General features: G+C 49.6%; 19 protein-coding genes. 9 read left to right on the top strand and 10 right to left on the bottom strand.

Going from position 1 to position 15,078, the window contains the following annotated elements:
- Positions 1–395: 395 nt before the first annotated feature.
- The 4 genes from B4M48_RS05055 to B4M48_RS05040 all read left to right on the top strand — a co-directional run bounded on the left by B4M48_RS05055 (position 396) and on the right by B4M48_RS05040 (position 4,598).
- The gene (locus tag B4M48_RS05055) at positions 396–2,324 is read left to right on the top strand and encodes a methyl-accepting chemotaxis protein (RefSeq protein WP_040113798.1); all 1,929 of its coding nucleotides are present in this window, start codon (positions 396–398) and stop codon (positions 2,322–2,324) included.
- Positions 2,325–2,631: 307 nt separating this feature from the next.
- Entirely contained in the window at positions 2,632–3,792 is a 1,161-nt protein-coding gene (locus tag B4M48_RS05050; protein ID WP_040113800.1) for a diguanylate phosphodiesterase, read from the top strand.
- 242 nt (positions 3,793–4,034) lie between these two features.
- On the top strand, positions 4,035–4,298 hold the full coding sequence (locus B4M48_RS05045) for a hypothetical protein (RefSeq protein WP_040113802.1): 264 nt from the start codon (positions 4,035–4,037) through the stop codon (positions 4,296–4,298).
- Positions 4,299–4,400: 102 nt separating this feature from the next.
- Positions 4,401–4,598 carry a hypothetical protein gene (locus B4M48_RS05040; RefSeq protein ID WP_040113804.1) on the top strand — a complete coding sequence of 66 codons (198 nt, stop codon included), beginning with the start codon at positions 4,401–4,403 and terminating at the stop codon, positions 4,596–4,598.
- A gap of 17 nt (positions 4,599–4,615) precedes the next feature.
- Here the strand turns inward: B4M48_RS05040 and ycgZ are convergent, their stop codons facing one another.
- From ycgZ to B4M48_RS05020, 4 genes are all read right to left on the bottom strand, one after another.
- Entirely contained in the window at positions 4,616–4,858 is a 243-nt protein-coding gene (gene ycgZ / locus B4M48_RS05035) for a regulatory protein YcgZ (protein ID WP_040113806.1), read from the bottom strand.
- Positions 4,859–5,085: 227 nt separating this feature from the next.
- Positions 5,086–5,394, bottom strand: coding sequence for a hypothetical protein (locus B4M48_RS05030; protein ID WP_040113808.1), 309 nt, complete (start codon positions 5,392–5,394; stop codon positions 5,086–5,088).
- A gap of 520 nt (positions 5,395–5,914) precedes the next feature.
- Complete coding sequence (locus B4M48_RS05025; protein ID WP_286876551.1) at positions 5,915–6,565, bottom strand: hypothetical protein; 651 nt, start codon at positions 6,563–6,565, stop codon at positions 5,915–5,917.
- Between the two features lie 234 nt (positions 6,566–6,799).
- Positions 6,800–7,060 (bottom strand): hypothetical protein, encoded by a 261-nt coding sequence (locus B4M48_RS05020; RefSeq protein WP_071668134.1) that lies wholly within the window; start codon positions 7,058–7,060, stop codon positions 6,800–6,802.
- Between the two features lie 980 nt (positions 7,061–8,040).
- Here B4M48_RS05020 and B4M48_RS05015 point away from each other — a divergent pair.
- Positions 8,041–8,805: an SDR family NAD(P)-dependent oxidoreductase gene (locus B4M48_RS05015; protein WP_071668135.1), complete on the top strand. Its 765-nt coding sequence runs from the start codon at positions 8,041–8,043 to the stop codon at positions 8,803–8,805.
- A 54-nt stretch (positions 8,806–8,859) separates the two neighbouring features.
- On the opposite strand, the gene B4M48_RS05010 is transcribed toward B4M48_RS05015, so the two are convergent.
- The 5 genes from B4M48_RS05010 to B4M48_RS04990 all read right to left on the bottom strand — a co-directional run bounded on the left by B4M48_RS05010 (position 8,860) and on the right by B4M48_RS04990 (position 10,905).
- Positions 8,860–9,090 (bottom strand): YgdI/YgdR family lipoprotein, encoded by a 231-nt coding sequence (locus B4M48_RS05010; protein WP_040113814.1) that lies wholly within the window; start codon positions 9,088–9,090, stop codon positions 8,860–8,862.
- A 22-nt stretch (positions 9,091–9,112) separates the two neighbouring features.
- Positions 9,113–9,340 carry a YgdI/YgdR family lipoprotein gene (locus B4M48_RS05005; protein WP_175540442.1) on the bottom strand — a complete coding sequence of 76 codons (228 nt, stop codon included), beginning with the start codon at positions 9,338–9,340 and terminating at the stop codon, positions 9,113–9,115.
- A gap of 314 nt (positions 9,341–9,654) precedes the next feature.
- Positions 9,655–9,906 carry a hypothetical protein gene (locus tag B4M48_RS05000; protein ID WP_071668136.1) on the bottom strand — a complete coding sequence of 84 codons (252 nt, stop codon included), beginning with the start codon at positions 9,904–9,906 and terminating at the stop codon, positions 9,655–9,657.
- 50 nt (positions 9,907–9,956) lie between these two features.
- On the bottom strand, positions 9,957–10,160 hold the full coding sequence (locus B4M48_RS04995) for a hypothetical protein (protein WP_040113920.1): 204 nt from the start codon (positions 10,158–10,160) through the stop codon (positions 9,957–9,959).
- A 127-nt stretch (positions 10,161–10,287) separates the two neighbouring features.
- A complete protein-coding gene (locus B4M48_RS04990) occupies positions 10,288–10,905 on the bottom strand; it encodes a TetR/AcrR family transcriptional regulator (RefSeq protein ID WP_040113820.1) in 618 nt (205 codons plus the stop codon).
- Between the two features lie 143 nt (positions 10,906–11,048).
- Here B4M48_RS04990 and B4M48_RS04985 point away from each other — a divergent pair, with 143 nt between their 5' ends.
- From B4M48_RS04985 to B4M48_RS04970, 4 genes are all read left to right on the top strand, one after another.
- Entirely contained in the window at positions 11,049–11,708 is a 660-nt protein-coding gene (locus tag B4M48_RS04985; RefSeq protein ID WP_250341382.1) for an NAD(P)-binding oxidoreductase, read from the top strand.
- Positions 11,709–11,732: 24 nt separating this feature from the next.
- Complete coding sequence (locus B4M48_RS04980; protein WP_288656154.1) at positions 11,733–12,308, top strand: pyridoxamine 5'-phosphate oxidase family protein; 576 nt, start codon at positions 11,733–11,735, stop codon at positions 12,306–12,308.
- A gap of 352 nt (positions 12,309–12,660) precedes the next feature.
- Positions 12,661–13,644, top strand: coding sequence for a DUF1852 domain-containing protein (locus B4M48_RS04975; protein ID WP_040113825.1), 984 nt, complete (start codon positions 12,661–12,663; stop codon positions 13,642–13,644).
- Between the two features lie 24 nt (positions 13,645–13,668).
- Complete coding sequence (locus B4M48_RS04970) at positions 13,669–14,700, top strand: methionine synthase (RefSeq protein WP_071668139.1); 1,032 nt, start codon at positions 13,669–13,671, stop codon at positions 14,698–14,700.
- Positions 14,701–14,757: 57 nt separating this feature from the next.
- Here B4M48_RS04970 and B4M48_RS04965 read toward each other — a convergent pair whose 3' ends face one another.
- The gene (locus tag B4M48_RS04965; protein WP_286876625.1) at positions 14,758–15,075 is read right to left on the bottom strand and encodes a helix-turn-helix domain-containing protein; all 318 of its coding nucleotides are present in this window, start codon (positions 15,073–15,075) and stop codon (positions 14,758–14,760) included.
- Between the last annotated feature and the right edge of the window lie 3 nt (positions 15,076–15,078).

Genomic DNA, 15,078 nt, shown 5'->3' with positions numbered 1-15,078 from the left:
ATTCAAATCGTAAACGTATTTATCTGTTTTATTTTTTATAAAAAATAAGCTATTTATCGGCGAGGTTAGCTAAAACTTTAGCACTTTATTATAATATAAGCTTTTCCGATATATAACGAGCCAGGGTGTTTTTGACATACCTGCTTTAATTTTTATCTTGTTGTTATTAAATGATTTATGTTTATTTGGCTTTGGCAGTTACGCAAGAATATATCGTCAATACACTTCCTGTAAAATAACCCTGAGCAATCTATAATTTTTCACTTCATCAGTGCCTGCAATAACCGGCAGGCCCGGATGCAGAGTGGCTATCTCATGGATGAGCAGATTGCACCGTTTAATAACAATAATTTTTATTCAGAATTGCTCACTTAAGGCTCACCCAGGAATATTGCATGAAAAAGATACTTAACACGATTAATTTGCCAGCGAAGTTTATTTTGCTGGGACTGTTTGCTCTCGGGCTGTTTATATTTCCAACCTGTCTATTTATTCAAAGCGGGAACCAGGCCATTGATGCAAAAAAGCTTGAGCTTACCGGCATACCGGTTGAAAAGAAGATGCTATCACTGATTAACCTGGTCCAGCGCCATCGGGCAGAAAGCGCTATTGCTATTGCGAGTGACGATCCAGCCCGAGCGTCACGCGTGGCGCTGGCAGAGGAGGCCGATGCGCTCTACAGCGGTGTAGTGACTGTACTGGGCGATAACGCGGAGGCTGCGCAACCGCTGGCGCGTTTGAATAAAGCTGACGGCGAGTGGAAAAAACTGCAGGCAGAGTTGGGCAATAAGCAGCTTTCGCTGGAAGCGAGCCTCAGCCAGCACGCCAGTCTGATTCAGACATTGTTAATAGCCAATCAGGACATCCTGGATTTTTACGGCTTGTCACTGGACAGCGACTTAAATACTTATCAGCTTATTGTCAGCATTTTCAACCGGTTGCCGCTATTAACAGAAACCCTCGGGCAGATCAGAGCAAGCGGCACATCGCTGATTGCGTCTGGCATGGGCGCATCAGAGGCAACGCTCAGCCAGATGGACTTCCGGCTGCAAAACGGCAACGTAGCGCTGGAGCAGTTCAGCAACAATATGGATAAAGTTTTTACTATTGAACCGGCGCTAAAAGCGCTGTTTGCCAGCGGAGAGACCACCGCCGTGCAGCAGGCGCAGGATGCACTGGCGCTGGCCAATACTGTTTTTGTATCCAAAACCAAAACCGTCACGCCGGCAGAATATGTCCGGGTATTCACTGAGGCGATCAATCAATTTGCCACACTGGGAACACAGAGCGCCGATCGGCTTTCGGTTATGCTTAGCCAGCAGATCGATGCGCGCCGTCATGCGCAATATAGCCTGCTGGGCGTACTGTTCGCGGTGGCGTTACTGGCTGTCTGGGTTGCCGTTATGATATCCCGCTCGATTACGCGCCCGGTGGAAGAAGCCGTTAATGCTGCCCGTCGCGTGGCAGAGGGCGACCTGACGTGTCCGGTTAACATTACCGGCAGCAATGAAATGGGGCAGCTGCTGCAATCATTGCAGTATATGCAGCAGCATCTTGCCGGGCTGGTCTCAGATATCAAGGAGAGCGCGCTGACGATCGCTTCATCCTCTGAAGAGATCGCAAACGGCAATGGAAATCTCTCAGCCCGGACTGAAGAGCAGGCCGCATCGCTGGCAGAGACCGCCGCCAGCATGGAGCAGATGGCATCCATTATCAGTCAGAATGCTGAAAATACCCATCACGCCACGACCATGGCAGAAGCGGCAACGCAGGCTTCATCGCTCAGCGGAGAGGCAATGTCGTCAGTGATGGACACCATGGGGCGTATCCGGGGCAGCTCGGCCAAAATTGAAGAGATCACCAGCGTTATCGACAGTATCGCTTTCCAGACAAACATTCTGGCCCTCAATGCGGCAGTAGAGGCAGCCAGAGCAGGGGAATCGGGTAAAGGCTTTGCCGTCGTCGCAGCAGAAGTGCGCTCGCTGGCGCAGCGTTCCGCTTCTGCTGCCAAAGAGATTAAAGAGCTGATTGCGCACTCGGTCAGCCACGCCGAAGAGGGAATGGTGATGGCCAGAAATGCCGGTGACAAAGTGAAACAGAGCGTAGATGCTATTGGACAGACGGCGCAGCTTATCCGCGATATATCTGCCTCCTCTCAGGAGCAGAGCAGCGGGATTTCGCAAATTAATATCGCAGTAAACCAGATGGATCAGGTGACACAGCAAAACGCAGCGCTGGTTGAAGAGTCTGCCTCTTCAGCAGGCGATCTCGCAGAACGCGCCTCGCGTCTGCGTCAGCTGGTGGCTGTTTTCCACACGGCGTAATCTTTGCGACGATGCGGGCGCGTCCCGCATCTGCTCGCGCAGTAAAAAAGCAGAGAATCGTTGCGAACCAACACGATTTGTCAAAAAACTTGTCTGCAGCGGATTACAATCCCACCCCGTTTCGCTTATTTACTGCGCTTCTGTATGATTCTGAAAAAATGCGATTTTGTGCACTTTTACTGGTTTTTACTGGAAACGTAGCTTTAATATTGACAGTAATTCAGCCAGATTATTTCAGACAGGATTATACGTAGCTGCCGCCGGCTGATAAAGTAGACAGGTACACTCACGTAAACTGGAGTATTTAATGCTAACCACAATCATTTACCGTAGCCACATCTCTGCGGATGTGCCTGTGAAAATTTTGCCGGGTATGGTTGAGAAGGCGAGTCTCCTGAATGAGTCACACCAGGTTACCGGTATTCTGCTCTTTAACGGTACACATTTCTTTCAGATCCTTGAGGGACCTGAAGAGGGTGTTATGACGATCTACAATCGCATCTGTGCTGACCGTCGTCATCACAATGTGGTTGAACTTATGCGTGACTACTCCCCTTATCGCCGTTTCGGTAATTCCGGGATGGAGCTGTTTGACCTGCGCGAACATGACCAGTCAACCGTACTTCAGGCGGTACTGGATCGCGGTACTTCACGCTTCCGGCTGACCTATGACGATCGGGGCCTGCAGTTCCTGCGCACGTTTGTTGAATCGCGGGAAAAAGAAAACTATTTCGAAGTGCTGCCTGCCGATCTGTGGGATTTTATTCCCGACATGACGGGATCGCTTCAGGAAGAGCACGGCATTCATTTCCGCCCGGTTGTGGATCCACTTGGCCGCGAGATCACCGCACTGGAGGCTATTTCTGATAGTCCGGAGAGCGCAGGTGAAGATGAAGATAAGTATATTGCTAATCTGAACGCCGTACGCATGGCGCTGATGAAGGCGGGCAAAGCCTGTCCGGATGGCATGACGCTCTATCTGACTATTCTGCCTATGACGCTGGTTGCGGTGCCTAACGCGGTTGACACTATCACGGACGCCATTAAAAACGCCGGACTGGTGCCGGAACAGATTATTCTGGGCGTCAGTGAAACGGAAGTTATCCCGGGCCTGAATGATTTTACCGAAGCGGTTAAGCAGCTGAAACAGGCAGGCATCAGCCTGTCGATTGATAACTTTGGTGACGGCTCTGCCGGGCTTTCACTGCTGACTCATGTGCAGCCCGATCGCGTGCGTATTGCTTCCGGAATTATTCGCGATGTTCATCGCAGTGGTCCAAAGCAGGCTGTCGTTCAGGCTATTATCAAATGCTGTTCAGCGCTCGAAATCAACGTCATCGCTTCTGGTATTGAACAGCCGGAAGAGTGGATGTGGCTTGAGGCTGCAGGTGTTATCGACTTCCAGGGCTCGCTCTTTACCCCGCAGGGCACATCCGTGTCATGGCCGGAATATCGCGCGGCGATGTAACGCTTACTCTTTCACTATCAGTATCAGTCTGACCGACCGGCACATCAAAAGCCGGTCGGTTGTTTTTTGTCATACCCTTTCCGGCTCTGCTCTTTTTTCAACCAGAAAAGATCTTTTCTGACAGCACTGCTGCGATAAATATGTGAAATTTATAAGAAACGCTCAGGCTCGCTGCGGTTCAGGGTTACACACTAAAATTCTGTGGTAAACTTTGCGCCCCCGAACCTGCAGGCGGACACATCATGAAAAAAGAATTTGAAGAAAAGATGACGGAAATTTTGATCGGTGAGGCGGTTACTGACTTACTTGATGCTAATGCAGCCATTTCATGGACCGCTTTACTTGATCGTCTGCGCGCTGGTCTTGATAAAGAGACCGATGAGCATCGCATCCGTGCCGGATTGCGTGCTATCGACGAAGTCAGACGTGAAATGCAGGTTAGGGCGTCTGAAAAAGCGATCGGGACTGAATCTGATATACGGCCTGCACGCGGAAAAATGCATTAAAATTGATTTAAATCAAAGACTCTCTAAGGTCTGACGCTAAATTGTTTCCCGGGAACAATTTCTGTTAGACTGTATGCTTATCCACCTACGGACGGAGGTCATGTGAAAAATGACGCAGCCGCCGAAGATATCTACGCCGTTATTGGAACGGTTGTGGCGCGCCTTCTTAAGCCGGACCAGCATCTGACTCTGCATGAGATTACTACTGCACTGCATCACATGGGTGAGACAGCGACAGGGCAGGATGTTCGTGAGGCCTGCCGTAAAGCTGTCATTTTGCTTGCTCGTCAGATGCACTAACTAAAGCTCACGCAGTATTAACGATCAAACAACAGTCCAATCAGTGCCTGATAATGCTGCTCTTCTTCGGCGCTGGTTGCTGCTTCAAGACGACCAAGCAGTTTTGTGCATAACGCCTTACGGTTAAGGTTTTTGCCTGAGGTCAGAATTTCAACTACCAACTGTCCCAGCGTTTCCTGCTGGCTCAGAGTAGAAGCTTTGTTGAAATAGTTAGCGATGTCACTAGCGGATGATGGATGCTGTACCATATTCTGACGCATAGTTAGCCTCGTTGTAATAAGTAAGTTGTACTGACAGAGGTAAAGTTATACAACTAACTTTTACTTGTACAGCTTTTTCTGCCACTAATTTATCGCCTGCGATCTTTTCATTCTTATTTTTCTTTTATATCAAATAGTTAAATGAAATTTTTTGAGTGAAAATTTTACTTCTTCTTTGTACAGCTTCTGCATTGAGACGTGTACAACGTGGTTGCGCTGATATTCTGCTAACTCTCTTCATCGTCACCTGAGGTAAAACGTATCGGTTTAGCCGATAACGCTGCCTGTTCATGACGTAGTGCCTGGGCCTGCCACTCTGTCTGAGTTTGGTGAATTCGCTCAGGCTGTACAAAATTTTTCAGCCAGCTTCTGGCATCGGCAATTTGTGCCAGACGCTCATCGTTCTCTTCTCTCTCTGCCATGCGACCCAGCTCTGCGATCAGGGCCTGAACGCTGATATCCCGATCGCCCAGTGCCAGATTGAGTGTCGCTTCGCCAATAATGACGTGACCTACTACCTTTTCATGAAATAACACTTCCGCTCTCCTCATCATAGTTTTGTAATGATTTTAAAGTGTAATGAGCAGCAATACTTCTACAATACGCTGTAAACGATCAGCTGAGTCCCGATGCAAAACGTATTTGATGATTCTGAGATACAGGTTTGTAACGTACTGATAGCGTGCAGCATCATCTATTCATGCAGTGTAAACCGGCTAAAGGCAGAATAATCTTAAAAAATTTGAACGTTATTCATCGCTGTCTGTTTCAGCTCTGGCGCTTTTTCAGACGTTGCATGCCACTTTTTATAGCCCGCTGATTGCTGATGATTACAGCCTGGTCATGGGAGACAAACCTGAACCCGGTTAACAAAAGCCACGCTTTAGGACAATTGCCCGCTCTATACTCAGGCCTGGGTCTGCATTTATTCTGATAACTGCAACCCTGGCTGGCGTGCTCTGCTTTTACTCTATACGTGTGTTAAGCATGGCACGCGCTTACCTTATTAGCTTTATATCAGCAGAGTAAATTTTGCGCATGCAGGAGGGTGAGAGGTTAATGCTCCGGATTATCAGGAGTGAGGGGAAGGGTACTGATGATCACTCTGCGCAGCAGATGGCTGTCAGGCTGGCTGCCCCAGCAAAAGGTGATCCAGTGTTCACAAAATGCGTGCCAGTCAGAAACCGGCACCAGCGGTTTGTCGCGACGTGTCCCGTCCCACACATAGACATAGTGATCGCGATCGCGCAGTGCCCAGGCAATCATACTCTCCCACATCACCTTTGCCGCATTGGTCTGAGCGCTATCGGTAACAATAATTGAACGCGTATGCAGGAAATAACAAAAAAAACGACGTGCCAGGCCATGCACCGCCTGTTCATGCTGCGGCTGACGCGTGCGCCAGACCATAATCTGAATGCAGGCGCGTAACGGCGAGGTAAAATCCTCTGTTTCTTCCAGCCTTACTGCATAGACCGTTTCAGGTTTCGGTTCCTGGGTAACCAGCCGGTATTGTTTATCCTCCGGACAGACATAGAGCGCATAGCCAAAGGGAATAATAAAGCCTGGCAGCTTAAATACGCGCGTCTTACCTGTAAGAAAAGCACAGGTATCGTCCCGGTTTGGCACTTCACGGCTCAGAATCTGATTAAAGTGCGTATCAGGTAAGGTGATGGGCATGTGGTTATCCGCTGTCGTACGTTCCAAAAGACCTCCCTGAAAACCGGAGTGGATTTGATCATCAGTTTGAATGAGTAATAAGCTGGTACAGCAGGAAAAAGTGTAGCCGGAGATAAGGTTATAAGCGTCTGCTCAGATACGCCGTAGCAGGGCGGAGGTGTCGTCCATGACAGTTTCTCCGGCCGGTAAACGCTTGCGCGTAACCGATAAGGTTATCTTTATCGTCGTCTTCCAGCCGGAGCCGGATTACGTCCATAGGCGTCAGTTCTTTTCGTCGTTCAGGCTTGTCAGTGTCTGCAAATAGGGCACGTGCGGAACAACGTGCTCGGGTTTATCGAAACTTTTCAGCCAGCTTCTGGCCTCTGAGATCTCAATAAGACGGGCATCGCTGCCACCCGCATTTGCCATTGATTCGAGCTCATTAATCAGTGAACGAACGCTGATCTTTTTTTCGCTCAGTGCAAGGCTGAGTGCCGCTTCGCCGATAATGACATGACCTATCTCGTCGTGTTGAATAGACAAACAAACCTCCTTTACGATTGCATGATAACCTCACCACTTACTGTAGGCGTAACGGCAGAATTTGCCGGATATATTTTGAAATTTCCCAAATCAGCTAGCAGAATTTTTTGATCGAACGCTTTTTAGCCAATGAAAATTCTGCGGGCTTTCGCCAGCGACCCTTCTGAAATTCTGCAAAAAAAAAGCCCGCGCAGGGCGGGCTAACAAAATGTTGAAGAGGATTTCTCTCGCTGAAAACGCATCCTGTGTGTTGTTTGCCAGAATAGGCTGGCTCATACACTATAGATGACAAATCATTTTAAATTGGGTTTTAGCTGTAAACCCGACGAAAATCTGCGTTGCTCATCGGACCAGCATAAAATAGGGCAATAAGCTAATCAGGCAGGCTATAAGCAGTTTACAGAAATGGATAACCGGGCCAGAGGTAAGTAGATAACAACAACCCGTGAAATTAACAAAAAAATGCCTCCGCGAGGAGGCAAGGTAGGAGTTACTCAGCTCAGTGCTTAGTTGGATTTCTCACTGAACACTTTAAGAATAGAGAAATTTGTCAGTTTTTCCGACTCGCTTAGGAAAAAATTATACATACAAAACTTATAGTTAGCATGATTACTGATTAACTATATGAATAATATGGCTTTAGTTTGTGATGAAATCGTTTTCTAAGAATTTACTTATATTTTCATTAACCTGCTCATATCACCCTTTCTAATCTTATTCTTCAGGTAGCGACTTTTCTGTGGATGGATTTTTAACCAGGCTCAGTACCGCACACCTTTTGATTTCATATCTGAAGTGCGCCACCGACTGCAAACCAATACAAATATGCGCCTTAAAAGAGGCGTGATTGTCACTTTTGACAAAAAGCACAGGGTGACGCGTGCTCCATTGAGAGTCATCCTAAAACTTACGTTTCGCTTGATGACTGGCGAGAGCTTGCCAGGCTTAGGAGTGTCATTTCCATCAGATAAGGAGAAATCATGTCACGGTTTGCAGATAAAGTTGTCGTTATTACTGGTGCAGGCTCAGGTATTGGCGCTGCATCAGCACAACGTTTTGCTGCTGAAGGGGCATCAGTGGTGCTGGTGGGAAGAACTGAAGAGAAGCTGCAGAAAGTCAAAGAGGCTTTACCTGCCGGAAAACATCTTGTTGTTCCCTGTGATGTTTCAGATGCCGGGCAGGTCAGGCAGCTTAGTGAAAAGGTGAACCAGCACTACGGGCGCGCGGATGTACTGGTCAACAATGCGGGCAGTATCGTTCAGGGCAAGATCCATGAAGTCTCTCCTGATGACTGGAAAAAGCTGATGGGCACCGATCTGGATGGCGTCTATTACTGCACGCACTACTTTATGCCAGCCCTGCTGAAAACCAAAGGTAACGTTGTCAACATCTCTTCCGTATCCGGACTTGGTGGCGACTGGGGAATGAGCGTATATAACGCGGCCAAAGGCGCTGTGACCAACTTCACGCGCGCACTGGCGATGGACTATGGCTCAGACGGCGTCAGAGTCAATGCTATCTGTCCGGGATTTACGTTTACTGATTTAACGGAAAACGCAAAACAGGATGAGGAGCTGCTGGCACGCTTTTACGACCGCATTCCGCTACGCCGTGCGGGAGAGGCTGATGACATTGCGGGCGCAATTGTCTTTATTGCCAGCGATGATGCGCGCTATATCACGGGCGCTAACCTGCCGGTTGATGGCGGTTTAACGGCATCGAACGGTCAGCCAAAACAGGCCTGATAGCAGCAAAAAAGCCCGCGCAACTGCGCGGGCTTATCTTTGACGTCACACAAACTATGAGCGTGGGATCTCAGACACTTCTTTGACATCAGCTTTATTAATCTGCTGTTTAACGCCGTTGGCATCAACATAACCCAGCAGTCCTGATTCCGCTTCTTTTGGCTTACCATCGCTGACAATAGTACGACCATCATTAGTATGAATCGCATAGGTGGTGCGGGTGCAGCCGGTAAGGGCGGACAGGGCAATAATCGCTGCTACTGGAAGTAAAATAACTTTCTTCATTGTACTCTCCTTGATAGATGGATCAGTTATTCAGTTCACTCATGTTCGTGATTTGATCACGATTGATCTGCTCAGTTTTGCCGGTTTGCGCGTTTTCATACGATACCAGCCCGGTATCGCTATCTACCTGTGGTTTACCACTGGTAATAATGGTGCGGCCATCAGTCGTTTTAATCGCCTGGTTAGACGAGCAGCCGGTTACGGCTAAAAGAGATGTCAGGACTGCGGCAGCAACAACCATTTTTTTCATCATATTTCCCTATTTTCTGGACACGTTATAAGAGGAGCATAGTCCATAATTTCCGGGGGTGGTCTGACCTTGATGATTTTTTTGTGCAATAGATGCGGTGAACAGCAGGGGAGTACGGCCGTAGCGGAGCATATATTTTGCTATCCTTCCGGTGATGCCTGAGAAACAGATAAAGGCAGGCGAACCATCAGAAAAGAGACAGGCTTGTTAAGAAAATTTTGGCTAAAGAGAGGGCACGCCACGGAGGCGCACTTTATAGCCCGCAGGAAAACGAGTATGCAGCGAGCTGACGCAGATAAAGTAAATAAATATTATCAGGCCGCTTCTGCACGCCCTAAAAGCAGATTGAAAAGATTCTCATAATGCATCTTCTCACTGGCATCTGTACATTTATCCAGCCGGGAAAGTAAAGCGATACAGAGCGCTTTGCGATTAAGAATTTTATCAGAACATAAAATATCTTTAACCATTTCACCCAGCAATTCAAATTCTGTGGACTGACGTATTCTGGCCTGCTCTTCAGCGCTGACTTTATCCATTACGGGAAGATAATGATTCTGGCACATAGTTCTCTCTTATTAATTTAACCGGCTGATGGATGGGCACTGAAGCACTATTAATTCATTTTCCTGGCCAGCAACCGAATAACTTTTTCGCACGCCTGCTGCATTTCAGGGCTGTCCGCTCGTAAGCCTGTTCGGTATAACGCGCCGATGATCTCCTGCAAAGAAAGCGTTTCACCCGGTTTTAAAATCTGTGTAATTACGTCACCCAGTAAAGCGTACATCGCTTCCGCATCTTCTGAATCGTCTTGCTGCACATAACCCCCGTCCATTTTTAAAATTGCTTGATGTTTGTAATATGTCAGGGACGCCTGTTACTGAAAATCGCGACGACAGCACAGTAGCTTAATTAGGAAATGCGTATTTCCTAATAGCGCAGCAGCGTTAATCCAGCAGGCGCAGCGCCATCTTAATAGTTTCTTCGCCATTAGTCACATCCTGAATTTTGCCCACTACGCGCATACCAAACGCAATACAGAGCAGTAAACCGGCAGTCGTATCGGCATCCAGATGACTTGCTATAGAACCATCAGCCTGGCCCTGCTGAATCAGCGACATCAGGAAAGCGCGGTTGCGCAGCACTGCCTGGCGTACCAGATGAGATAACTCTTCATCAAGCGTCTGCAGCTCCACGGTGCTGCCCACCACCAGACAGCCGCGCCGTCCCTCTATCTCGCTGGCGGAATCGAGATAGAACTGGAGTAGCTCAGCGACGCGTTCACGACCCGTAGAGAATGCGTTCAGACGTTCGCGCAGATCGGTATTGCGAATGGCAATGTAGCGCTCGAACACGCGCAGAAAAAGCGAGCGCTTGTCCTGAAAAGCTTTGTAGATACTCCCCGCAGTAAGCTGCATAGCATCACCAAGATCGGCAATAGAGGCAGCGTGAAACCCTTTCTGGCGGAAAATGATCATCGCATTATCAAGCGCAACATCAATATCAAAATTGCGCGGCCTGCCGCGTTCGCGGGGAGCTGTGGCAGAGGATTTTACTGGTGGCATTTTCAGCCCTTATGAAGCGATTATTTCCAAATTATCCCGGTTGCGTCCGGGCCGGTCAACGCCGGAGATTTGCGCTAGAGTTAAGTGGTTAAATTACATCGTATTGCGATAAATATTTCAGCCTTTGTGACAGGGAGATTAGCATGAAAGATGTCTTTATTGTGGGTGGTGCAGGAAAGATTGGTCGTGAGCTGGGTCAGCAGCTGACCCGTGCCGGCGTGACGGCACGGGCGTTGTGTCGTACCGCTGAGCAGGAAGCCAGCCTGCAGCAGCAGGGTATCCAGGCTGTCAGAGGAGACCTGGTTGCCCTCGATGAACAGCAACTCACCGAACTGATGCAGGGATGTGGAGTCGTGGTCTTCACCGCTGGTGCCGGCGGAAAAGGCGGAGAGGCGATGACAAATGCCGTTGATGGCGACGGGCTGGCTAAGTCAGTTGCAGCCGCACAGCGGGCCGGTATTAAACGCTTTATTCTGGTCTCCGCCTTTCCGGAAGCGGGGCGTGGCAGGCAGCTTTCTGACACTTTTGAAAACTATATGCGCGTAAAAAAACAGACCGACGTGGTTCTCGCCGCCAGCGCGCTTGAATGGGTTATTCTGCGTCCCGGCACGTTAACAGATGAGCCGGCAACCGGCAAAATCAGCGCCGGACCGGCAATTGCCTATGGCACGATTGCCCGTGCCGATGTTGCAGCCACCCTGGCGGCGCTGGTCCATCAGCCTGCCGTATCCCGCGTCATTATTGAGCTGACGGCGGGAGAGACACCCGTTGCAGAGGCGATAGACGCGCTGGTTTCACGCTAACCGGTTCAGCCGCGAGGAGACGTTATGGCACATTTACCGGATGCGCATCTGCAGGCAATCTGGCAAAAGCTGACTCATGCGGTCAGCGCGCGCTCACCCTTTACCCTGATGCAGCTGGCCAGCGTGGCAGAGAATGCACAGCCTAAGATCAGAACCATAGTGCTGCGCGATTTCAGCCTCGCGCCAGCTTCCTTACTGTTTACCACTGACGTGCGCAGCGCCAAAGTGCAGGAGATGAGAGATAATCCGCAAGTTTCGCTGCTGGGCTGGGATGCGGAGAACAGCTTTCAGCTGCGTCTTGAGGGTAAGGCAGGCTGCGTGGATGAAGGCGAACTGCGCCGTACCGTCTGGCAGAAGCTGCGGCCCGCTGCGCAGCAGTTATTTTACTCGCCTGATTCACCCGGTGAGATCCTTGATGATCCGGATGCGCTGCGTAGCGGACACGCCTCCGCTTCGTTAGCTGACCCCCCGGAAAATTTTACGCTGATACGCATCATGATAGAGCGTGTTGAGTCGCTTGATGTTAGTAGCGAACCTCATCAGCGCTGTGAGTTCTTACTGCAGGCGAACGGATGGACAGGACGGTGGCTGGTGCCTTAGCTCGCCTGACTCAAATATTTTCAGCTAAGTGAAAATGTGGATGTTGAGATTTATTCATCCTGATTAAACGGGGTGCAGATTAATCGCGCCTTAAAAAACATAAGGTTATGCGCCTTTCGGTTCACGCCTGCCTTCATTTCAATTTAGTTATGGGCTTAATGAAGCCGCTGCCCATCTGAACATGAAAAAGCTTCAGGTTCGGTGAAATTTAATCACTTTTTTTCAGCAGGGGAGTAAGGCATAAAAGAGTCAGCCCATTGAGGAAATGGTTATATCAAATCAGCATTCAGCGTCGGTTGTACAGGCAGACAGAGAAGCAGGTTTACATCAGAAATTGAGGTGAGAAATTACGATGAACAAAGAATTTACCTTTTCAATTAAAAGCCTTCGTTTTGACGAAAACTATAATCCTTCTGCAAACACGCGTATCACGACTAACTTCGCCAATCTGGCAAGGGGTGAAATGCGTGAGGAAAACCTGCGCAACGCACTGAAGATGATTGATAACCGCTTTAACTCGCTGGCGCACTGGGACAACCCGAAAGCTGACCGCTATGCCGTTGAGCTGGATATCATCTCTGTTGAGCTGAATATCGATCCGGCGGGAAATGAAAAGCCGTTTCCGGTCATCGAAGTCCTGAAGACAACCGTAGTTGATAAAACAAGCGGGCAGCGCTTTGAAGGCGTCGTCGGGAACAATTTCTCTTCCTGGGTGCGCGATTACGATTTCAGCGTTGTGTTATCTGAGCACAACAAAAACCAGGCCGGTTTCAGTACGCCGAAAAACTTCGGTGATCTGCACGGCAATATCTTCAAAGGCTTCGTCAGCTCAGATATCTATAAAGCCAGCTTCAGCAAGCGTCCGATTATCTGCCTGAGCGTCTCCAGTAAAAATACCTATTACCGTACCGGTAATCATCATCCGGTTCTGGGGATTGAATATCGGCAGGACGCGGATTCGCTGACCGATCACTACTTTGCCAAAATGGGCCTGCAGGCGCGCTATTTCATGCCGCAGGGCAGCGTTGCGCCGCTGGCTTTCTATTTTGCCGGCGATCTGCTGCGCGATTACAGCGATCTGGAGCTTATCAGCACCATCAGCACGATGGAGACGTTTCAGAAAATCTATCGTCCGGAGATCTACAACGCGAACTCAGCGGCCGGACAGGAGTATCAGCCGAGCCTGTCACACAAGGATTATTCACTGACACGCATCGTTTATGACCGTGAAGAGCGTACGCATCTGGCGGTTGAGCAGGGTAAATTCACCGAACAGCATTTTATCAAACCTTACCAGACTCGTCTGGAGCAATGGTCTGCTGAGTTTGCGCACTGATTAATGGAAAAAAGGTTATCTATAGTGAAAAAGTTATTACCGACATCGACGTCTGGCAGTTTACCGAAACCTTCATGGCTGGCGCAGCCGGAAACATTATGGTCCCCGTGGAAACCGGCGGGTGACGATCTGGCAGATGCCAAGCGCGATGCGCTACGTCTCTGCCTCGACGACCAGCTGCGGGCCGGTATTGATATCGTCAGCGATGGTGAGCAGACGCGTCAGCATTTTGTGACGACGTTTATTGAGCATCTCAACGGCGTGGATTTTGAAAAGCGCGAAACGGTGCGGATCCGCAACCGCTACGATGCGAGCGTACCGTCGGTGGTAGGTGAAGTTTCACGCACTAAACCTGTATTTGTTGATGATGCAAAATTCCTGCGTCAGCTGACCACTCAGCCGATCAAATGGGCGCTGCCTGGCCCGATGACCATGATCGACACGCTGTATGACGGTCACTATAAAAGTCGCGAAAAACTCGCCTGGGAGTTTGCCAAAATCCTCAATCAGGAAGCCAAAGAGCTGGAAGCCGCAGGCGTGGATATCATCCAGTTTGATGAGCCTGCCTTCAACGTCTTCTTTGATGAGGTTAATGACTGGGGTATTGCGGCGCTGGAGCGTGCCATTGAGGGATTACAGTGCGAAACCGCTGTACATATCTGCTATGGCTACGGCATTAAAGCCAATACTGACTGGAAGAAAACGCTGGGTTCTGAGTGGCGCCAGTATGAAGAAATTTTCCCGCGCCTGCAGCGCTCAAATATCGATATCGTCTCACTGGAGTGCCAGAACTCCCGCGTGCCGATGGAGCTGATTGAACTGATCCGCGGGAAAAAAGTGATGGTCGGTGCCATCGATGTGGCAACCAATACTGTCGAAACGCCGGAGCAGGTAGCGGAAACGCTGCGTAAAGCGCTGCAGTTTGTCGATGCGGATAAGCTCTATCCCTGCACCAACTGCGGTATGACGCCGCTGTCGCGTCAGGTTGCTCGCGGCAAGCTGGATGCGCTGAGCGCCGGTGCTGATATCGTGCGCCGCGAACTGCTGGGCCAGTAATACGCCTGAGGGTGTATCAGGGCTGACGTCTGACGTCGGCCCTTTTTTTTATCATTCTTAACCGCGCCGTACGCTTTTGCGGCTATCCCGGCCAGGCGGCTCGCCAAACAATCGGGTATATTCGCGCGTAAACTGCGTCAGGCTCTGGTAGCCCACCTCCAGGGCAACAGCAGCAATATTTCCCTGCCGGATAAGTAACTGCTTACGTGCGGCACACAACCGCAGACGCTTTTGATATTGCAGCGGTGAAAGCCCGGTGCTGGTTTTAAAGCGGCGGTGAAATGCGGAAACGCTCATGCCAGCCAGGGAAGCGAGCAGCGTGGCGCTGAAAGGGTCGCTGTAACAGGCCTGAAGATGGGTAATCGCCTTACGCACATT

The organism is Pantoea sp. UBA6567 (assembly GCF_002434165.1).
GTDB lineage: Bacteria > Pseudomonadota > Gammaproteobacteria > Enterobacterales > Enterobacteriaceae > Pantoea > Pantoea eucrina.
The sequence above is the reverse complement of the archived record's forward strand: the minus strand, read 5'-3'. Positions and strand labels throughout refer to the sequence as shown.